Consider the following 19,825-nt stretch of genomic DNA (forward strand, 5'->3'; position numbering starts at 1 on the left):
TGAATTCAGATTTTATGGGATAAAGTTAACAAAAAAATCAATTATTATCTAACTTAAACTATTTATCTTCTTTTCTGTCACAAAAAAACACGAATCAGTAAAACTAATTCGTGTTAAATATTGATCTTAAGTTAAAAAACTATTTAAAAATACTTTCCTCTTCTGCGCATATTGGGGTTTTGCATATTGCGACCAATATTCATGCGTTTCATTTGCTCTTCCATGGTTTTAATGTGCTCGGTAAGCATATTTTGTTTATCTTCTTTTTTAGCCTCATCTAGCCATCTTTTCGCTTCGTTTTTACGCCCTTGCGACATGGCACCAGCTGCAATGTTTAGTTTAGCCATTGCACGATCGTGCGCAAAAGACAATCCGTACTCTAAAGCCTTTTTCATTTGAGCCACAGAGCCCGTTAAGTTTTCTTGCCCTGTAGAGATCCCTTGCATAAAATGATAATACCCCATTTGTTTGCGAATCAATTGTTTTTCTGGCGAAGTGATTTTATCCAACCAAGCTTTAGCCTTTGGCAAATTTTGTTTTCTCATTTCCCAAAAAGCTAAAAGTATATATTCATTTCTAAAATACAAGAAAATCGGAATCACCGTAAGCAGCGACACAATCACGCCCCATCCATATTCTTCGTTATAAAACAAATATCCTGCAGCCAAAAACAATAAAACGGCAATCGAAATTTTGATGTTTTTATTCATAGTTACAAATTATTTTCTTCGCAAATTTAAAAATCTTTATTTAGTTTATAAAGTGAAACCGAAAGTTTTATTACTTTAGCCTATCTTTAATTAAAATATTTAGCAAAAAAAATCATGGAACTACACACCGACTTATCTTTACCTTACTTAATTAGAAAATCATCTAAGCCCAACGCCCCACTTTTACTTCTACTTCATGGCTACGGCAGCAACGAGGCAGATTTATTTTCCTTTGCGCCCGAATTGCCAGAGGATTTTTGCGTTGTGGCTTTGCGTGCACCAATCGATTTGGGCTTTGGTGGCTATGCATGGTATGACATCAATTTCACGGATTTGGAAAAATTCAACGATGTGGAACAAGCGCAACAAGCCATTGCACTGATCAAAAAATGTATTTCTGAACTGATTTCTACTTATGATTTAAATCCAGAAAATGTTTGGCTTTGTGGATTTAGCCAAGGCGCAATTTTAAGCAACGCCCTCTGCATTCAGTCGCCAGGAAACATCAAAAATGTAATTATGCTCAGCGGCTACTGGGCAAGCGACATTATTGGAGATTTCAGACCAAAAGATTATTCAAAAATCAGATATTTTATCTCTCACGGAACCGAGGATGCCGTAATCCCAATTGAATGGGCGAGAAAAACGCCTGAAAATCTGAATTTATTAGGAATCAAAAATATCTATCACGAATACTTGAGCGGACATGGAATTGTGCCTCAAAATTTCCACGATTTTCTAACCTTTGTAAATGCTAATCTTTATCGCTAAACAACTGCAAAATGTAGATTTTACACGGTTTTAGCGTTGAAAATCCGTTCCAGAAAATTGCATTTAATTGTATTTAATTTTTTAACTTTAACACTCATTTCAAAGCTAAAAAAATGTATAACGATCAATTTAAAGCACATTTACAAAGTACACTCGACCAAATCAAGGACGAGGGTTTGTACAAAAGAGAACGCATTATTGTATCTCAACAAGCAGCAGAAATCACTTTAGAAAACGGCTCTAAACTCCTAAATTTCTGTGCAAACAACTATTTAGGCTTATCCAATAACCCAAGAGTGATGAAAGCCTCTCAGCAAGCAATAGATTCTCACGGATACGGCATGTCATCGGTAAGATTTATTTGCGGAACTCAAGATATTCACAAGCAATTAGAAGATAAGATTTCTAAATTTTTAGGCACAGAAGACACAATTTTATATGCAGCCTGTTTTGACGCTAATGGTGGCGTTTTCGAGCCACTTTTAACAGCTGAAGATGCCATTATTTCTGATGAGTTAAACCATGCCTCCATCATCGACGGTGTACGCTTATGCAAGGCGATGCGCTACCGCTATAAAAACAATAATATGGAGGATTTGGAAGCACAATTAAAGGCTGCAGACGAAGCGGGTGCGCGTTTCAAATTGATTGTAACCGATGGTGTTTTCTCCATGGATGGCATCGTGGCGAATTTAAAAGGTGTATGCGATTTAGCTGAAAAATACAATGCACTTGTTATGGTAGACGACTCACACGCAACAGGGTTCATCGGGAAAACTGGTCGCGGAACACACGAAGCTAATGGCGTGATGGGACGCGTGGACATCATCACTTCCACTTTGGGTAAAGCCTTAGGCGGCGCATTAGGTGGATTCACCTCTGGTAAAAAAGAAATCATTGATTTGCTAAGACAGCGTTCTCGCCCTTATTTATTCTCCAACTCATTGGCACCTGGAATCGTAGGAGCTGCGATAGAGGTTTTGGATATGCTTACAGAAGACACTTCTCGCCGCGACAAGGTCATGGAAAATGCCGAATACTTTAGAAAAGAAATGAAAGCTAAAGGTTTTGACATTCCAGATGGTGATGCTGCGATTGTGCCAGTGATGCTTTATGATGCTAAACTTTCGCAAGAGATGGCAGATAAACTTTTGGACGAAGGGATTTATGTCATAGGCTTCTTCTACCCAGTAGTACCAAAAGGAAAAGCAAGAATCCGCGTTCAGCTTTCGGCAGGGCACACCAAAGCGCATTTAGACAAAGCCATTGCTGCGTTTGAAAAAGTAGGAAAAGAATTAGGCGTAATTTAATTTTTAAATAATTTTTAAATCCAAATTCCATAAAAACAAAAACTCCGTTTCGATATCGAAACGGAGTTTTTTAATTCTATGATAAAAATTTAAGTTTAAGCTCTTTTACGCTCAAGCACTTCATCGATCATGCCTTTTTCTTTAGCTTCGTAAGAAGTCATCCAGTAATCTCTGTCTGATGCTTTTTCCACCCACTCAAAACTTTGCCCTGAATGATTTGCGATGATTTCGTACAATTCTTTTTTCAATTTAAGCATTTCTCTTAAATTAATTTCCATATCTGCTGCCACACCTTGTGCGCCACCGCTTGGCTGGTGAATCATCACACGCGCATGCTTCAAAGCAGAACGCTTTCCTTTTTCGCCTGCGCACATCAACACCGCTCCCATAGAAGCTGCCATACCAGTACAGATTGTCGCTACATCGGGCTTAATGATTTGCATGGTGTCATAAATTCCAAGCCCAGCATACACGCTTCCCCCAGGCGAGTTGATGTACATCTGGATATCCTTGCTCGCATCTACCGATTCCAAGAACAATAGCTGCGCAGTAATAATGTTTGCCACTTGATCATCGATTCCTGTTCCCAGGAACAAAATTCTATCCATCATCAAACGAGAGAAAACATCCATTTGCGCAACATTCAACTTGCGCTCTTCTATAATGTATGGAGTAAGGCTATTTTCGAAATCATGAAGTGTTTGGCTACTGATTCCTTGCCCTTTGACTGCGTATTTTTTAAATTCTTTTCCGAAATCCATTATTTCTTTGGTTTTTAATATTTATAAAATTGTATTTAGCATATTTAATACCAATACAAAATTAATGTTATTTTGTCAGTTAAAAAAATAGGATTTTTTAGGATTAAAATTTAAAATGCCACATCATGCGGTAAATTTAAATTTCATCGTAATTTTCTTCCTTTGTTCCACCAGATTAAAAATCCCGTAATCGGCAACAATGCTCCGATTAAAGAAAATAGCAGAAAAAGAATTTTATTAAAAGTGCCATACAATTTCCCCATGTGCAAATCGTGAACGGATTTAGCCAAAAACGCATTAAATGCTAAGTCTTTGATTAATTCTTGTTCCAGCACTTCGCCTGTTTTAGGCGAAAAATAATAAGTGTCGGGCAAGCTTATCGCAGCAAAACCATTTTTATACGCATTTACTGCGGTGGCTTTTTCTTCTTGATTAAAGTCCGAAAAGCGCAAAACATCGTATTCATACAAAAGTTGCTGATTGGCTTTTTCTACGATTTGGCTTAAAGTTAAATTTTCGCCCTGCTCAGGCACTTTGATTTCTGTTTTTTCACGATTAAAGATTTGTGCCCCAATCACAAAACTCGATGCATCTTTCCACCAGCCAAACGACCAGCAAAGTCCCGTAACGCCCATTACGAAAAGAAATAACAACGAATATAACCCAAAACTACTGTGAAAATCGTGATTAATCCTTTTCCAATTGGCTTTCCATTTGATTTTAAATCCTCTTTTATAGTGCTTTAAATTCTTTGGAAACCACACCACAATTCCCGTCACAAGACCTAAAACAAAGAGCAAAGTAACAATCCCTATAATCGGACGCCCCGCCTCAATGGGCAAAAGTAGCCAACGGTGCAATTTGAAATTAAACATAAAAAAATCGCTCCCCACAAGCTCTTTGCTATTCCCTAAAATCTCTGCGGTATAAGGATTTACACACACGCTTTCGGGCTTTCCTTTTTGTTGTTTTTTATCTTTTAGCATAAAAGTGTAGGGTGCTGTTGCTTGATTATTTAACTCAAAAGAAACCACATTTTTATGGGTTTTTGTTTCAATTTTTTGGATTAATTGTTCGATATTTTGCTTTTCGCCCGATGGATTAATTACAAAAACCGACGGGTTCATTGCCTTGACTAAATCCTCTCTAAACACCAAAACACTTCCCGTAAAACAAAGTATAAAAATAAATATTCCAGCAATTAATCCTGCCCAAAGATGAATTATTCTAAATATTTCGCGTGTTTTCTTCCAATTCATTTATTTTTATTTTCATGAGTTGTGGACAAATATAATATTTTATTTTTATTTAGAATAAAACCAAATTAAAATAGTTTGAGTTTCGTTTTTATGGTCTTTTAATCAAGAAATTGCCGAAATATTAATTTTATAAATGTCGTGTAACAAGTATCTTTGTACCCATGAGAAAACTACGAGTAGATGAACTAAACCGACTTAGCGTAGAAGATTTTGAAAATGCCCCTAAGATTCCGCTAGTGGTGGTTTTAGACAATATAAGAAGTATGCACAATGTGGGAGCTGTTTTCAGAACAGGCGATGCTTTTGTGATTGAAAAACTGGTGCTTTGTGGCATTACCGCGACGCCGCCCAATAAGGAGATTCGCAAAACTGCCATCGGTGCCACCGAAAGTGTGACTTGGGAATACGAGAAAGAAACCATAGATGCCGTGCAAAAATTAAAAGATGAAGGCTACAAAATTGTGTGCGTAGAGCAAGTGGAATCTAGCACAGATTTCACGGATTTTGTCCCAGAAAAAGGCGAAAAATACGCATTGATACTTGGGAACGAAGTTTCGGGTGTGCAACAATCGGTGGTGGACTTGAGCGACATTTGTTTAGAAATTCCACAATCGGGTACTAAGCATTCGCTGAATGTGAGCGTTTGCGCGGGGATTGTGATGTGGCAATTCTATAAATATTTGAAATAAAAAATCGATTTTTAAGCATTTTTTTTAAAAAGAAAAAAGCCTTTATCCCAAAAAGATAAAGGCTTTAAAATTTATAATTTGCTATATTTTTTTAGACATTAAATCTAAAGTGCATCACATCGCCATCTTGCACCACATATTCTTTTCCTTCTATGCTTAATTTTCCTGCTTCACGGCATTTAGATTCTGAGCCATATTTTTCGTAATCTTCAAAATGAATTACCTCGGCACGAATAAATCCTTTCTCAAAATCTGAGTGAATCACCCCCGCAGCTTGTGGTGCTGTATCTCCTTTGTGAATAGTCCATGCACGCACTTCTTTTACCCCCGCAGTAAAATAAGTTTGAAGTTTTAATAAATCATACGCCGCACGAATCAATCGATTGACACCTGGCTCTTCTAAGCCCAATTCGTCTAAGAATAATTGTCGCTCTTCATAAGTTTCAAGCTCCATGATATCAGCTTCGATTTGTGCCGCAAGCATGATAACAAGGGCATCTTCTTTGGCTGCAAATTCTTTTACTTTTTCTACATACTCGTTGCCTTGTTTCACAGCGGCTTCGTCCACATTACACACATACAAAACGGGTTTAGCCGTTAATAAATGTAACTCATCAAAAACAGGTTGCTCTGCATCGCTCCACTCAAGCTGGCGAGTATTCTTTCCTTCTTCTAAACAAGCGTAGCATTTTTCCAAAACTTCTTTTACAAGTGTAGCTTCTTTGTCTCCAGTTCTAGCTGCTTTTTTCGCTTTCTCTAGTCTTTTCTCAATGGTTTCTAGATCCTTTAATTGCAATTCTAAATCTATGATTTCCTTGTCGCGAATTGGATCGATACTTCCTTCGACATGGGTGATGTTCCCGTTGTCAAAACAACGCAGAACATGAATTATGGCTTGGCATTCTCTAATATTTGCCAAAAACTGGTTTCCCAACCCTTCTCCTTTGCTCGCTCCTTTTACCAATCCTGCAATGTCCACGATTTCCACCACGGCAGTCTGTACTCTTTCTGGGTTTACTAATTTCTCAAGCACAGCAAGTCTTGGGTCTGGCACTTGCACAGTTCCCAAGTTTGGCTCGATGGTACAAAACGGATAGTTGGCTGATTGTGCCTTGGCACTTGATAAGCTATTAAATAAAGTTGATTTCCCGACATTGGGCAAACCTACAATTCCACATTTCATATACTGTAAGACTTAAAAATTTGAAGGGCAAATATACAACTAAATGCTGAACTTAGACACATTTTAAAATAATGCTGTTTTTCAATTATTTAAAAATAAAAATGTATAATTGCATAATCAATCATTTTTTATCTTTAGGTTTAATAAAGCAGAGGATAAATGCCTTTAAATATTCTGAAAAATAAATTTATAAAACGAATGAAAAAATACGCTTGGCTACTCTTTCTATTTTGTGTGAGTGTTTTTGCACAAAATGTGCATATCAAAGGGAATTTGCACGATGCAGAGAATTTCCCGATTCCTTATGCACACATTACTTTTGAAAACATTAAAGATGATAAAATCTTTAAAGAAACCTACACTGAATCCAACGGAGAATTTAGCATTGAAATTCCAGCGGGCACTTATGAAATGAGCATTCAGCCCGTGAATGGTGGCTTGATTAAGCGTGAAAAAATCTTTAATAAAGATACCGATTTTGGAATTATTCAAATTGAAGCCAAAAGCATTTCGCTTTCGGAAGTAAATGCCGTGGGTAGCAAGCCGCTGTATCGTTTGGAGCTCGACAAGCGTGTGTATGACATGGAACGCGACCCGAGTGTGCGCGGTGCCAGTATTTCAGACGCGCTGAACAATGTGCCATCTATTCAAGTGGATACCGACGGGACGATTTCGCTTAGAGGAAATACGAATTTGCGTGTTTTGATCGATGGCAAGCCATCTGCCATGACAGGAATCTCTAATGTGGCTGATGCCTTGAAAAATCTCCCCGCCGAATCGGTGCAACGCGTAGAGGTGATTACCAATCCTAGCGCAAGATACGACGCAGAAGGCACCGCAGGAATCATCAATATTATTATGAAAAAGGGTTCAAATATTGGTTTTAATGCTAATTTCAACACCACCCTGGGAATCCCTGAGCAAGAGAGCTTTAGTGCTAATATGAATTTTAAAACCAAAAAATGGAATTTCTTTATTAATCCCAACATTCGCCACAGCAATTATGCAGGAAAGAGAAGTTTTAACAATGCCTTTTTCGATACAGCGGGCAAGGTGAAAAGTCGTGAAACGCAAAATGGAGAAACGCAAAGAAAGCGTTTTTCTACGGGCGTAAATCTAGGCGTGGAACATTATATTTCAGACAAAACAAGCGTTACACTTTCTGGAAACTTCAATTATAGAGAGGGCGATAATCTAAGCACGCTCAACTACAACAGCTACGCCTACGATGAATTGGTGGGCAAACGCAAAAGAATCACCACTGAGCGAGCTTTTGACCGCTCGGTAGAAGGCGTTTTTAGCTTAAAACATGAATTTAACGACAAAGGGCACGAGCTGAATTTTGTAGCCACTTCGTCGTATAGCCCCGACAATGCTCGTTCCAACATTCAAGCGATTACAGAGCTTGGCACTCAGCCAAATTTAAGCCAACGAAGTTTTAACCCTGAAAGTAGCACAAGAAATTTATTGAAACTGGATTATGTATTGCCTTTGCAAGAAAAGGCGAGATTTGAGTTTGGCTACAAGGGCGAATGGCAAAGCAACACGAGCGATTATGCGGTGCAAAATTTGGACAGCGACATTTGGATTACTAAAAAGGGTTTTGCCGATGTTTTGGATTATGACCAAAACATTCAAGCGGTGTATTCGCAATACGGGAATAAACACGGGCGTTTTTCTTACTTATTTGGGCTACGCATGGAGCATTCAGATATAAAAATTGCTTCTAAAAATGCGAATAAGAAAAATAACAAAAATTATTCCAGCTGGTTTCCTTCGGCAAGTTTAAATTATAGTCTAGACGATAAAGAAAACAACCAAATTCAGATTACTTATAGCCGAAGAATCCGTAGACCGATGGGGCGATTTTTAAGTCCGTTTAATAATTATTCAGACGACCGAAATGTCTTTATCGGGAATCCAGATTTAGACCCTACTTTTAGCGATGCCTACGAGCTTTCCTACATTACACAAATCGGGAAAGTGAGCATCACGCCGAGTGTTTATTACAGGCATTCAAAAGATGAAATTAATGTGTTTAGACGCCGTGCAGAAATCGATGGCAACCAAACATTCATCACGCAACCCATCAATGCAGGAAGCCAAAACAGCTATGGAATGGAATTTATCGTTTCGGCTCCTTTGGCTAAATGGTGGCGAATGTTTAGTAATTTTAATTTTTATAAATATAAAATGGACGCAATCTACCACGATCCGCTTTCACAAAAAGCCTATGATTTAAGCCGTGACGCGTTCAACTGGTCGGGCAGAATATCCAATAATTTAAAACTACCTGGCAAAATCGAAACGCAATTAAGTGCTTTCTACTACGGTCCTGTGAGAAGTGAGCAATCTAAGTCTAAGGCGATGTATGGCATAGATTTAGGCATGAGCAAAGATGTGCTAAAAGGCAACGGAACGCTCACGCTCAATGTGCGAGATATTTTAAATTCTAGAAAAAGACGGGTAGAAAATTACGGCGAGGATTATTTCTCTGAAATGGAAATGCAGTGGCGTCCCAGAAGTATGAGCCTGAGCTTCTCCTACCGAATCAATCAGAAAAAGAAACGAGAGCGTGGCAATCGTGAAGATATGGGGGGCGATGAAATGATGGAATTTTAATTGCTGATTTTCTGTATTATTTCATAACTTTGACAGATAATTTTTTTAAGACATGAAAACAATAGACACCGCTTTTTTGCAATCCAACGGCACCAATTGGGAATTTATGGATTGGCTCGCGAGTATAGATAATCTTTGGATGTTTGTGCTCCTTATCGTATTTATCTATGTAGTGATTAAATTCTTTCAAAATAAAAGGAAAGAACGAAACAGATTGTAAACTGTTTTTTTAGACATAAAAAAATCCGCTAAAAAAGCGGATTTTTTATTTTTATTATTTCTGTCTGAAATGCACTTGAATCGGCACGCCAGAGAAATCAAAATGTTTTCTCAGTTGATTTTCCACAAAACGCTTATACGGCTCTTTCACATATTGTGGCAAATTCGCGAATAAGGCAAATTGTGGCGTATTAGTCGGTAATTGTGTAATATATTTAATCTTGATATATTTTCCTTTGGTGGCAGGTGGCGGAGTAGCTTTTACGATAGGTAATAAAATATCGTTTAGCTGACTGGTTTTTACTCTGCGTTTGCGATTCTCATACACACGCACTGCAGTTTCCACCGCTTTATGAATTCTTTGTTTAGTTAATGCTGAAATGAACAAAATCGGCACATCGGTAAATGGTGCAATTCTTAATTTTATCGCCGCTTCCATTTCTTTCATGGTATTGGTTTCCTTTTCCACCGCGTCCCATTTATTGACTAAAATTAAAATTCCTTTTCGGTTTTTTTGAGCTAAATTAAAGATCTTCATGTCTTGAGACTCAATACCTCGCTCGGCATCAATCATCAAAATCACGACATCGCAATCCTCAATCGCACGAATGGAACGCATCACGGAATAAAATTCTAAATCCTCTTCTACTTTATTTTTCTTGCGCATTCCTGCAGTGTCGATCAACACAAATTCTTGCCCAAATTTTGAATATAGCGTTTCGATAGAATCACGCGTAGTCCCCGCAATATCGGTTACGATGTTTCGCTCCTCGCCCAAAAGTGCATTGGTGAATGTTGATTTTCCGACATTCGGTCTACCTGCAATCGTGATTTTTGGCAAACCTTCAAACGGATCCTTGTGCTCATCGTTTGGCAAAGCTTCTACAATCGCATCGAGCAAATCACCTGTTCCTCCTCCACTTGCCGCAGAAATGGTGTAATATTTCTCGAAACCTAATTCATAGAACTCTACTGCGTCCATGATATTTTTGTTGCTGTCTACCTTGTTCACAGCCAAGAAAACAGGTTTATCGGTAGTTTGTTGTAGCAACAAAGCCACACGCTTGTCCATATCTGTCACACCGATTTGGTTATCCACCACAAAAACGATGATGCTCGCCTCCTCGATAGCTAATTCTACTTGCTTTCTGATTTCTCCTTCAAATGCGTCGTCCGATCCTTCGATGTATCCGCCTGTATCAATCACGGTGAATTCCTTCCCGTTCCAGTCAGACTTACCATAGTGGCGATCTCGGGTAACACCAGACACGCTATCTACAATCGCCTCGCGGCGTTGCAATAACCTATTAAACAAAGTGGATTTCCCTACATTGGGTCTCCCAACGATTGCTACAATATTTGCCATATTCAAATTTTTGCAAAGTTACATATTTTTTTACACTTAGAGATTCTCTCTATTTATTTCAAATTTCACTAAACTAAAAAATCGCTATAAGCCTAAACTCACAGCGATTTTTCTTAGATAAATGCCTATTTATGATTAAGCATCTTTTCTATTAAATTTTAATCTTTTTGCCAATTCATTAGCTATTTCACTTAATTTCTCTTTAGCTTCATCAGCCTTCCAAAAATCAATAGAATTCACATAATCTGTAACTTCTTGATTAGAGAAATACGGTTTTCCTGTTGCTGGATTGTAAGTAAATTGTAATCCATAAACGAAGCCTAAACCTTCAGACATTTCGTGAACGGCAGTCACTCGCTTATCCTCACTAGAAAGATCGTCTACAAACTCATCGAAATAATGTACCGCTCTGAGTGCCAAAATTTTTGCTACAGATTCTGAAATCACATCTAGACTTTGATTCAGTTTCTTTGGATCTTTAATGTTTGTGCTCGCGGTATTCACTGCAGAAACAATATTTGCCAAAATAGGTGTATTTGGTTTTTCGCTTACTTGATTAATGTAGCGTAACAACTCATTTTTAGGTCTTGCTTTTTCATCATTATTTACAACCAATTTATACTTACCGTCCTTACCTGTAGTTAATGTAAAGTCATCTACTCCAAAAAGATACCCCATCACTACATTCAAATTATTCTGGACATCTTTACCTTGTTTTATACTCTTAATACCTTCTGTAATGTTATGAATTTGCAATCCTCCTGTGATTCCTTTTTTGTATAGCATAAAGGTTTCTACTCCTTTCGCATCTACAATTCTTTTTCCTAGATATCCCGCCTTACCATCTACAGCAACTTCGGTTTGATTCTCTTTTGATTTTTGCAACCACTGCTTAAATTGCTCTGCTTGCCCCACATATGGAGCTAAATCGGTAAACAGTCTTACTAATTGTTCTGGAGATGAAGATTCGTAGTCCCCATTAATTTTAGCGGCGATAGCGACTTCTGCACTAGCTTTCTTAAATCCTGCGGTTTCTTTAAATTTAGCTAATTCTTGATTAAATAATTGAGCGTCATTTGCTTCCAAAACTTCTTTTTTAACTGGTGGCTCTACTCGATTGTTGTCATCATCATTGCTATTGCAACTTGTTAAACAAACGGCTCCAGCTAAAAAAGCCAAAATAATTCCTTTTTTCATTGTTTTTATATTTTATTGGTTAACTGGGGACAAATGTATATTTTATTTATATTAAGTCCAAATAAAAATTTATAATATTTTTAATTTTACAAAAAACAAAAAAGGCGTTAAGATTTAAAATCCTAACGCCTTACTGAGTTTAATTCATTTTTTAGCTATGCAAAGCTCGCTTTTCTGTAGCATCGAGCGCGGCTTCCTTCACCGCTTCCATGTAAGTAGGATGTGCGTGACAAATTCTTGCTAAATCCTCTGCCGAGGCTCGGAACTCCATTGCAGTCACTGCCTCTGCAATCATGTCCGCAGCTCTTGCCGAAACGATATGCACGCCCAAGATTTCGTCTGTTTTTTCATCGGCAAGCACTTTCACAAATCCATCGATGTCTCCGCTCGCTCTGGCTCTTCCCAAAGCTCTTACATTAAATTTACCTACTTTATACGCTACTTTTTCTTCTTTTAATTGTTCCTCGGTTTTGCCTACTCCCGCCACTTCTGGCCAAGTGTAAACTACGCCTGGAATGAGATTGTAATCAATATGTGGTTTTTGTTTTGCCAAACGCTCTGCCACATACACGCCCTCTTCCTCTGCTTTGTGTGCCAACATGGCTCCTTTTACCACATCGCCAATTGCATAAATCCCATCGATATTGGTTTCTAAATGCTCATTGGTCACGATACGCCCACGCTCGTCTACTTCTACGCCTACTTTTTCGAGCCCAAGCCCTTCGGTATAAGGTTTTCGCCCTACGGCTACCAGAACATAATCGCCTGTGATTTCTTCGGTTTCGCCTTTTTTGTTTTCAAATGCTACTTTTACTTCTTCTCCCGCTCTTTCTACTTTTGAAACTTTGCAAGAAAGGTGCAAATCCATTCCGAGTTTTTTCAAGATTTTGCGCAATTCTTTAGACACATCACCATCCATAGTAGGGACTAATCTATCAGCATATTCTACCACGCTCACTTTTGCCCCGATTCTCTGATACACAGAGCCCAATTCAAGACCGATGACACCACCGCCGATTACGATTAAATGCTTTGGAATTTCTTTTAAACTTAAAGCCTCGGTAGAGGTGATGATTCTTTCTTTATCAATTTTGATAAAAGGAAGGCTCGCAGGTTTTGCCCCCGTTGCGATGATGGTATTTTTAGTTTCGATCTCTTGGGTTCCGCCTTCAGATTGTATCAAAATATGGTTTTTATCCTTAAAACTTCCTACCCCTTTAAAAACCTGAATTTTGTTTTTATCCATCAAGAAATCAATCCCTTTGGTAGTTTGCTCTACCACTGCATTTTTACGCTCAATCATTTTAGCTAAATCAATCGATAAATTATCTAGCGAAATGCCGTGTTCCTTGAAGTTTTTGTGTGCGTTGTGATAATGTTCAGACGAGTCCAACAAAGATTTAGACGGGATACACCCCACATTTAGACAAGTTCCTCCAAGGGTATTATATTTCTCGATTAAAGCCGTTTTGAAACCTAATTGTGCGGCTCTTATGGCAGCTACATAGCCTCCAGGCCCAGAGCCGATTACGGTAACATCAAATGATTGCATAGCGATTATTTTATTAAATGTTGTGATTAACAAATTTAATAAAATTCATCTGAATTGAAAGAAAATTTAGTTCAAATTTAAATTTCTGTCTATTTGATTAAACTTTTAAGCCAGACTACTACGACGCGCCCAAGCAATAAACACAAAGCCAAACAAGCTCAAAATAACCATAAACCAAATGAGCGGAAATTGCGTTCCGTTGTAGCACACGCCCATCATTGCCGAAGTGAGTGCCGCTGCCGCCATACGCACAGCTCCGTTTAATGCAGATGCCACGCCGATGTTTTTCTCAAAAGACTCCAACGCTAAGGCGGTGGCGTTTGGATTGATAAAGCCCAACAAAAACAACACGACAAACACAAAGGCTAAAAACACAGGCAAAGGCAATTCAAAATTATATGCTAAAATTAAAAACACCACAGAGATCACAAGCTGAACGAGCGATATAATTCGGGTTAAATTATGCAATTGGAATTTCCTTAAAAGCAAACGATTGAACTGGCTTCCCGAAATGAAACCTGCCGCATTGCACGCAAAAATAATCCCAAAAGTACCAGCCGAAACCTTGTAAATATTCATCAAAATAAACGGAATACTCGATACATAGGCAAACATGATTGCCATCGCAATGCTCCCGCCTAGCGTATATTTCACAAATTTAGACTGCCTCAAAGCTGTATAATAATTATACAAAATCGGGCGAATCCTGAAGTCCATATGCGGTTGGTAGCCGTGTGTCTCAGACAAAAATATTTTTAAACTTAAAATCAAAACACCCGAAACCAAGGTTAAGAAATAAAAAATGTATCGCCACGACAAATGCGAAATAAAGAAACTCCCCAACGATGGAGCTATAACGGGAGCCACTCCCATGACCAATAAAACCGAGGAAAGCATTTTTGCCACTTCGCTCGCGCCATATTGGTCGCGAATAATTGCCGTACCCGCCACCATTCCGACGCTAGCACCGAGTGCTTGCACAAATCTCGCTAAAATCAAAACATACACATGCGGAGACAATGCACAAACAACAGAAGAAATTAAGTACAAAGTCAGCCCTAAAAGCAGCGGTTTCTTTCTTCCGAATTTATCCAAAATAGGTCCGTAAAACAATTGACCGATAGAAATCCCAATAAAATAACTCGTTAAGGTGTAAGAAACCATTTTTTCGGTCGTGTTTAAGTCTCTAGCAATGGCAGGAAAACCTGGCAAATACATATCTACCGTAAAAGGACCTATCGCTGCAATGGCACCTATGAGAAAGATCAATCGAGTTTTTAGATTCATAATTTTGAATTTTTAGGAATAAAAAAAAGTCAGCCCAAAAAATTCATTGAACTGACTTTCGTGTTAAAAAAACAACACACTATTCACACTTTATAAAAAAATAAAAAGCCAGCCTTAACAAATAAAAAAGCTGACTTTTCTAGTACCCGAGGCGGGACTTGAACCCGCACAGCCTAATGGCCACAGGATTTTAAGTCCTGCGTGTCTACCAATTCCACCACCCGGGCGGCTTATGCCTTAAAATATTTTAATGAACTTTTTGTCGTTGAGCGAAAAACGGGGTTCGAACCCGCGACCTCAACCTTGGCAAGGTTGCGCTCTACCAACTGAGCTATTTTCGCGTTTCGCTTGACACCATGTCTCTCAAACGGATTGCAAATATAGCACAGAATTTTTATTCTGCAAATTTTTATTCGAAAAAAATTAATTTTTTTTCATTTTGGTTTTAATTACCTTTGCCACATGCAAAAGAATTTCAAATCTGGTTTTGTAAATATTGTAGGAAATCCCAATGTGGGAAAATCTACGCTTATGAATCAATTGGTGGGCGAACGCCTTTCCATTATTACCAATAAAGTGCAAACGACGCGCCACCGCATCATGGGAATCGTAACAACACCCGAGATGCAAATCGTGTTCTCGGACACGCCGGGTGTGCTGCAACCTGCTTATGAGTTGCAATCCCGCATGATGAATTTTGTGGAAGAGGCTTTCAAAGATGCCGACATTATTCTCTATGTGGTGGAACCGAACGAAAAAGAGCTTTTGAACGAGGAGTTTAATGAAAAGTTGAAGAAATTAAATATTCCTGTCATTATTCTCATTAATAAAATAGACGAATCTACCCAAGAAGCAATGGAATCTGCCGTAAACTTCTGGCATGAACAATTGCCTAAAGCCGAAATTTTACCGATTTCTGCCTTGGAAGGATTTAATACAGATTTGCTTTTAGACAAGATTAAAGCCTTGTTGCCGTATGGGCCACAGTATTATCCAGAAGATCAATTAACGGATAAATCGGAACGCTTTATCGTGAACGAAGTAATTCGTGAAAAGATTTTGGAAAATTACCAAAAAGAAATTCCTTATGCAGTGGAAGTGGTAACGGAACGCTTTAAGGAAGATTTACACATGATCCGCATTGATGCGGATATTTATGTAGAGCGCGATTCGCAAAAGGGAATTTTGATTGGGCACCAAGGTAGTTCTCTCTCTAAAGTAGGCAAAGAAGCCCGCTTGGCGCTTGAGAAATTCTTCCAGAAGAAAGTGTACTTGCAATTATATGTAAAGGTGCGCAAAAACTGGCGAAAAAAGGATTCGGATTTGGAGCGATTCGGATACAAAAAATAAAACAAAAATCCCGATTTTCTCGAAAATCGGGATTTTTTGTTTATGCTTTATTTATTCCCATGCTTCGCTTTTAGACAAATTAACAATCTAAATCAGAAGGTCTTACCTTTGATAAGCCCAAACACTCTTAAAATTTCCATGGCTTGTATGCTTTTTAGGGTTTAGACAAATATAGTAATTTTTTTAAATAGAAAAAGCACCCCAAATGGGGTGCTTTTCATCAAAAATATTATAAAGTATGATTACTTTTTAAGTGCTTGCAATTCTGCTTTTAGCGCTTCGATTTCTTTTTGTTGCTCGATGATGTGCAAGTACAATTCCTCTACTTTTTCTAAAGTTTGGATAGAAAGTTGAGTGTTATCTACCTCATAAGCACCATCTGCTTTGGTTAAATCTTTAATAGATGTAACTCCTGGCAAGTGATTGTTTTCTTTGATAAACTTCTCAACTTGGCTTAAAGATTTAAATTGGTAGTTTGGATTTTCTGCAGACTTACCAGTAAAATAGTGATCGAACACATAATCCGGATAAGTAGAAGCAGAAGTTACAATACCTTTGTCAAACTTAGCTTTACCATATACTTTCAGTACAAAGTCAAATTTAGTACCCCCTACATCTTCTTTAATTAATCCTCCATCTTTACCAATAGTAAGGCGAGGAATATTGTTTGTTGCAAGAGTTAAAGATTTTTCATCTGTAGTACCAATAAAATTACCACTTTTAATTTTCCCTGATTGCTTATCTACAACTACCTCCGTAGTTCCAGCGTTACCATTTAGAGACCAAAATTTACCTGAGGTTACTCCAGAAGCTAACTCTTTACCATCTAAAATCTTAACCCATTTACCACCACTTATACTTCCATTAGTCTTCCCATCAGGATTAGAAAAATAATAAAAACCTTTAGTCAAATTTTCCGTCTGAGTTGTAAGGCTAGAATCGCTGGTAGTTCCTCCTTCATTCGTATTATAAACAATCATTCCATCATAGTAAGTAGGAAAGTTAAGTCCATCTGCAGCTTCAGCATTCAATTGAAATGTTGATAAGTCCGTCTGAGGAAAAACTAACCCCCTTCCTATATTCCTATCTTCCTCTCCTTCAAAATTAACAGTATTCGATGACGAATCCAAAAAAGCGTTAGACTCAGCATTAACAGTAATATCCTGATTAGTTACCACTTGAGAAAAAACCACTGTACTAAACAATGACGATATTATAAATATTTTTTTCATTTTCTTATTTTTTTATATTTTTTATCTACCAATCACATACCATGTAGTTCCATCACTAACAAATCCAACACTTGAACTCACCGCAATAGTTCTGAAGTTAAATGGAGTAACCGATGGCGTACCTTGAGCAAACCCCAACCCTCTTTTAACTCCATTTAGCAAATAAATTACTCTTCCTTTATTTTTCTCAGCTGGAGGAAGAGCTATATTGCCATTAAGAGCATTATTTTCAAGTACAATCATATAGTCGTTAGGCAGATAATTCCCCTCCGAAAGAGATGAATCTTTGTAATGTCTAAGGTTACCAAGCGATCCAGGAAGAACATAGACAGCCCCCGTATTTGTATTTACCTTAATCCATTTATTAATCCTGTTTCCATCTTCTCCTCTCTTATAATAGTAAAAACCTGCGCCACCGACTAAAGAAGTAGTTTCACTTTCAGAACCGCTCACTCCATCTGTGATATACACCAAGGTAGACTCTTCCACATCAACACCCATTGCTTTAGCCTTTTCGCTAGTAACGCGCGGAATCAAAATACCTTCTTTCGCAGCTCCCGAAGAAGTTTTAGCTACAATGTCCAAAGTAGCCTGAGGATTTTGATCAGCTGGAGTATTTATCCCTACTTTCCCCTCCACTTCTTGAGCAAAAGCGAAGCTACTAAATCCCAAAAAAGCTACAAGGCTTAATTTGTAAATTTTCTTAATCATCGTTTTTAATTTTTATTTGTTTAACTTTTATTTAGACACATTAATTTCAATACGGCACAAAGTTAGTTTTTTTTTATTTATCGCAAAACATTTTTTTTACTTTCAGCTAAAACCATGACTTATAGCCTCATTTAATTATTTAACTCATTCTCTATAAAGCTTTACAACAAAGGTTTTGCTTCATATTCACCTCTCCATATAAAGCGAATGTTAAATTTAAAACTTTAACATTTCTGGGATTTTATTTCTTCTCGTCGTCGTAGGTAAATGGCACAAACCATGTCATGAGCAAGGCGGGTATAGTAAACACCATTACGAGCATAAAAAACAACTCATAACCCAAAAATTCTTGCGGCACCCAATGTGTGAGGTTCAATTTGTTTAAAATCATGATTTGGTTTGGCTTTTCGCTTAAGAAACCGCTTACAATGCCTGGCACCAAGACGCTTAAATTCATAATACTATTGGCAAAGGCATAGTGCGTCATCTGGTATTTGCCTGGGGCGATTTGCTGCATCATAAATAGGATTAAGCCCACAAAACCAAATCCGTACCCGAAATATTCAAAAACAATCCCAACGGAAACAATGTATAAACTATGTGGGTGAAACATTGCTAAAAGCAAATACACCACAAATGGAATATTGAACGCCAAGGCAAGTGTAAACAAAGTTTTCTTTAGCCCAAATTTAGAAATATAATACCCCGCTAGAATGGAACCTGCGATAAAGGCTACGGCTCCAAAGGTTCCGTAGATTAAGCCATAGGATTCATTGCTTAAATCTAATCCGCCGTTGGCTACGCTGTCTTTTAAAAACATAGGGGCTACCTTCATGGCTAAGCCTTCTGCAAATCGATAAAAGAATATGAAGAATAAATAGTAAATAATGTATTTTTTGGTAAAGAAATCTTTGATGATGAACCACAATTCTTGCAGTTTTTCTTTAAAATTTCCTTCCGTTTTTTTTCTGATATCTTTTGGCAACATAAAAATATGGTAAAATGCGACCAATGCCATAATCCCTGCACTGATCGCCATCACCGATTGCCAAGATTCTACAGGCGAAAAGCCCAAATGCGAAGAAAGCCAGCCCGCCAAGAACACCAAGCCACCATTTGCCAAGACTTTTGCCATATTGTAAAAAGCACCTTGCCAGCCCGAGTATTTACTTTGAGTCTCGGTGTCGAGTTGCTCCATATAGATTCCATCGCCCGCAATGTCGTGCACCGAGCCGCTAATCGCCATCACGCCCATAAAGGCAATGGCTATCTTGAAGAAATCGGGCAACGGCAATGCAAAAACAACCGCTCCCAACATAATGGCTGAAATAAATTCGGCAAAAATGATGTATTTTCTTTTGGTTCCGAAAAGCTCCATAATAATACTAAAGAGTGGCTTGAACGACCAAGGCAGCAACAAAAGTGATGTATAGCGTGCAATTTCATCGTTGCTCACTCCTAGATCTTTGAACATCACCACCGAAACCATCGAAATGGTGATTAATGGAAACCCCATCGCAAAGTAAACGGTAGGCACCCATTTTAGTGGATTTTTTGTTTTAACTAAATTCATTTTGTTTTAATTTAAATAAAAAAACGAAGCCTT

17 protein-coding genes and 2 tRNA genes are annotated in these 19,825 nt (G+C 38.0%); 6 read left to right on the forward strand and 13 right to left on the reverse strand.

The window, feature by feature from the left end; genetic code table 11:
• Window positions 1-143: 143 nt before the first annotated feature.
• On the reverse strand, window positions 144-710 hold the full coding sequence (locus ORNRH_RS02455) for a hypothetical protein (protein ID WP_014790331.1): 567 nt from the start codon (window positions 708-710) through the stop codon (window positions 144-146).
• Between the two features lie 114 nt (window positions 711-824).
• Between ORNRH_RS02455 and ORNRH_RS02460 the strand changes: the two genes are divergently transcribed.
• Both ORNRH_RS02460 and kbl read left to right on the forward strand, forming a co-directional pair.
• Window positions 825-1,481: an alpha/beta hydrolase gene (locus ORNRH_RS02460; protein ID WP_014790332.1), complete on the forward strand. Its 657-nt coding sequence runs from the start codon at window positions 825-827 to the stop codon at window positions 1,479-1,481.
• Window positions 1,482-1,594: 113 nt separating this feature from the next.
• Window positions 1,595-2,791, forward strand: coding sequence for a glycine C-acetyltransferase (kbl, locus tag ORNRH_RS02465; protein WP_014790333.1), 1,197 nt, complete (start codon window positions 1,595-1,597; stop codon window positions 2,789-2,791).
• Between the two features lie 95 nt (window positions 2,792-2,886).
• Here the strand turns inward: kbl and ORNRH_RS02470 are convergent, their stop codons facing one another.
• Together ORNRH_RS02470 and ORNRH_RS02475 are read right to left on the reverse strand one after the other, a co-directional pair.
• A complete protein-coding gene (locus tag ORNRH_RS02470; RefSeq protein ID WP_014790334.1) occupies window positions 2,887-3,552 on the reverse strand; it encodes an ATP-dependent Clp protease proteolytic subunit in 666 nt (221 codons plus the stop codon).
• 143 nt (window positions 3,553-3,695) lie between these two features.
• Window positions 3,696-4,811 carry a PepSY-associated TM helix domain-containing protein gene (locus tag ORNRH_RS02475; RefSeq protein ID WP_014790335.1) on the reverse strand — a complete coding sequence of 372 codons (1,116 nt, stop codon included), beginning with the start codon at window positions 4,809-4,811 and terminating at the stop codon, window positions 3,696-3,698.
• 161 nt (window positions 4,812-4,972) lie between these two features.
• Here ORNRH_RS02475 and ORNRH_RS02480 point away from each other — a divergent pair, with 161 nt between their 5' ends.
• Entirely contained in the window at window positions 4,973-5,500 is a 528-nt protein-coding gene (locus ORNRH_RS02480) for an RNA methyltransferase (protein WP_014790336.1), read from the forward strand.
• A 91-nt stretch (window positions 5,501-5,591) separates the two neighbouring features.
• Here the strand turns inward: ORNRH_RS02480 and ychF are convergent, their stop codons facing one another.
• The gene (gene ychF, locus ORNRH_RS02485; protein ID WP_014790337.1) at window positions 5,592-6,683 is read right to left on the reverse strand and encodes a redox-regulated ATPase YchF; all 1,092 of its coding nucleotides are present in this window, start codon (window positions 6,681-6,683) and stop codon (window positions 5,592-5,594) included.
• Between the two features lie 198 nt (window positions 6,684-6,881).
• Between ychF and ORNRH_RS02490 the strand changes: the two genes are divergently transcribed.
• Window positions 6,882-9,305: a TonB-dependent receptor gene (locus tag ORNRH_RS02490; RefSeq protein WP_169313179.1), complete on the forward strand. Its 2,424-nt coding sequence runs from the start codon at window positions 6,882-6,884 to the stop codon at window positions 9,303-9,305.
• A gap of 52 nt (window positions 9,306-9,357) precedes the next feature.
• Entirely contained in the window at window positions 9,358-9,525 is a 168-nt protein-coding gene (locus ORNRH_RS12055; protein WP_014790339.1) for a hypothetical protein, read from the forward strand.
• 54 nt (window positions 9,526-9,579) lie between these two features.
• On the opposite strand, the gene der is transcribed toward ORNRH_RS12055, so the two are convergent.
• The 6 genes from der to ORNRH_RS02520 all read right to left on the reverse strand — a co-directional run bounded on the left by der (window position 9,580) and on the right by ORNRH_RS02520 (window position 15,267).
• Window positions 9,580-10,890, reverse strand: a complete 1,311-nt coding sequence (gene der, locus ORNRH_RS02495; RefSeq protein WP_014790340.1) for a ribosome biogenesis GTPase Der — start codon at window positions 10,888-10,890, stop codon at window positions 9,580-9,582.
• A 135-nt stretch (window positions 10,891-11,025) separates the two neighbouring features.
• On the reverse strand, window positions 11,026-12,087 hold the full coding sequence (locus tag ORNRH_RS02500; RefSeq protein WP_014790341.1) for a DUF4856 domain-containing protein: 1,062 nt from the start codon (window positions 12,085-12,087) through the stop codon (window positions 11,026-11,028).
• A gap of 151 nt (window positions 12,088-12,238) precedes the next feature.
• Complete coding sequence (gene lpdA, locus ORNRH_RS02505; RefSeq protein WP_014790342.1) at window positions 12,239-13,639, reverse strand: dihydrolipoyl dehydrogenase; 1,401 nt, start codon at window positions 13,637-13,639, stop codon at window positions 12,239-12,241.
• Window positions 13,640-13,744: 105 nt separating this feature from the next.
• Entirely contained in the window at window positions 13,745-14,926 is a 1,182-nt protein-coding gene (locus tag ORNRH_RS02510) for a multidrug effflux MFS transporter (protein WP_014790343.1), read from the reverse strand.
• A gap of 143 nt (window positions 14,927-15,069) precedes the next feature.
• Window positions 15,070-15,153 (reverse strand) — tRNA-Leu (locus ORNRH_RS02515).
• A gap of 41 nt (window positions 15,154-15,194) precedes the next feature.
• Window positions 15,195-15,267 (reverse strand) — tRNA-Gly (locus ORNRH_RS02520).
• A 121-nt stretch (window positions 15,268-15,388) separates the two neighbouring features.
• Here ORNRH_RS02520 and era point away from each other — a divergent pair.
• The gene (gene era, locus ORNRH_RS02525; RefSeq protein WP_014790344.1) at window positions 15,389-16,276 is read left to right on the forward strand and encodes a GTPase Era; all 888 of its coding nucleotides are present in this window, start codon (window positions 15,389-15,391) and stop codon (window positions 16,274-16,276) included.
• Window positions 16,277-16,518: 242 nt separating this feature from the next.
• Here era and ORNRH_RS02530 read toward each other — a convergent pair whose 3' ends face one another.
• The 3 genes from ORNRH_RS02530 to ORNRH_RS02540 all read right to left on the reverse strand — a co-directional run bounded on the left by ORNRH_RS02530 (window position 16,519) and on the right by ORNRH_RS02540 (window position 19,792).
• Window positions 16,519-17,406: a hypothetical protein gene (locus ORNRH_RS02530; RefSeq protein ID WP_155814489.1), complete on the reverse strand. Its 888-nt coding sequence runs from the start codon at window positions 17,404-17,406 to the stop codon at window positions 16,519-16,521.
• A gap of 123 nt (window positions 17,407-17,529) precedes the next feature.
• Window positions 17,530-18,219, reverse strand: a complete 690-nt coding sequence (locus tag ORNRH_RS11505; RefSeq protein WP_014790346.1) for a hypothetical protein — start codon at window positions 18,217-18,219, stop codon at window positions 17,530-17,532.
• 241 nt (window positions 18,220-18,460) lie between these two features.
• A complete protein-coding gene (locus ORNRH_RS02540; RefSeq protein WP_014790347.1) occupies window positions 18,461-19,792 on the reverse strand; it encodes an MFS transporter in 1,332 nt (443 codons plus the stop codon).
• Between the last annotated feature and the right edge of the window lie 33 nt (window positions 19,793-19,825).

It is taken from the genome of Ornithobacterium rhinotracheale DSM 15997 (genome assembly GCF_000265465.1).
Lineage (GTDB): Bacteria > Bacteroidota > Bacteroidia > Flavobacteriales > Weeksellaceae > Ornithobacterium > Ornithobacterium rhinotracheale.

Excerpts from the sequence above, each read along its gene's own strand:
- ORNRH_RS11505 (WP_014790346.1), bottom strand. The coding sequence starts at position 18,219 with ATGATTAAGAAAATTTACAAATTAAGCCTTGTAGCTTTTTTGGGATTT.
- ORNRH_RS02500 (WP_014790341.1), bottom strand. The coding sequence starts at position 12,087 with ATGAAAAAAGGAATTATTTTGGCTTTTTTAGCTGGAGCCGTTTGTTTA.
- ORNRH_RS02455 (WP_014790331.1), bottom strand. The coding sequence starts at position 710 with ATGAATAAAAACATCAAAATTTCGATTGCCGTTTTATTGTTTTTGGCT.
- kbl (WP_014790333.1), top strand. The coding sequence starts at position 1,595 with ATGTATAACGATCAATTTAAAGCACATTTACAAAGTACACTCGACCAA.
- der (WP_014790340.1), bottom strand. The coding sequence starts at position 10,890 with ATGGCAAATATTGTAGCAATCGTTGGGAGACCCAATGTAGGGAAATCC.
- ORNRH_RS02490 (WP_169313179.1), top strand. The coding sequence starts at position 6,882 with ATGAAAAAATACGCTTGGCTACTCTTTCTATTTTGTGTGAGTGTTTTT.
- ORNRH_RS02510 (WP_014790343.1), bottom strand. The coding sequence starts at position 14,926 with ATGAATCTAAAAACTCGATTGATCTTTCTCATAGGTGCCATTGCAGCG.
- ORNRH_RS12055 (WP_014790339.1), top strand. The coding sequence starts at position 9,358 with ATGAAAACAATAGACACCGCTTTTTTGCAATCCAACGGCACCAATTGG.
- era (WP_014790344.1), top strand. The coding sequence starts at position 15,389 with ATGCAAAAGAATTTCAAATCTGGTTTTGTAAATATTGTAGGAAATCCC.
- ychF (WP_014790337.1), bottom strand. The coding sequence starts at position 6,683 with ATGAAATGTGGAATTGTAGGTTTGCCCAATGTCGGGAAATCAACTTTA.
- ORNRH_RS02475 (WP_014790335.1), bottom strand. The coding sequence starts at position 4,811 with ATGAATTGGAAGAAAACACGCGAAATATTTAGAATAATTCATCTTTGG.
- ORNRH_RS02540 (WP_014790347.1), bottom strand. The coding sequence starts at position 19,792 with ATGAATTTAGTTAAAACAAAAAATCCACTAAAATGGGTGCCTACCGTT.
- ORNRH_RS02470 (WP_014790334.1), bottom strand. The coding sequence starts at position 3,552 with ATGGATTTCGGAAAAGAATTTAAAAAATACGCAGTCAAAGGGCAAGGA.
- lpdA (WP_014790342.1), bottom strand. The coding sequence starts at position 13,639 with ATGCAATCATTTGATGTTACCGTAATCGGCTCTGGGCCTGGAGGCTAT.
- ORNRH_RS02460 (WP_014790332.1), top strand. The coding sequence starts at position 825 with ATGGAACTACACACCGACTTATCTTTACCTTACTTAATTAGAAAATCA.
- ORNRH_RS02480 (WP_014790336.1), top strand. The coding sequence starts at position 4,973 with ATGAGAAAACTACGAGTAGATGAACTAAACCGACTTAGCGTAGAAGAT.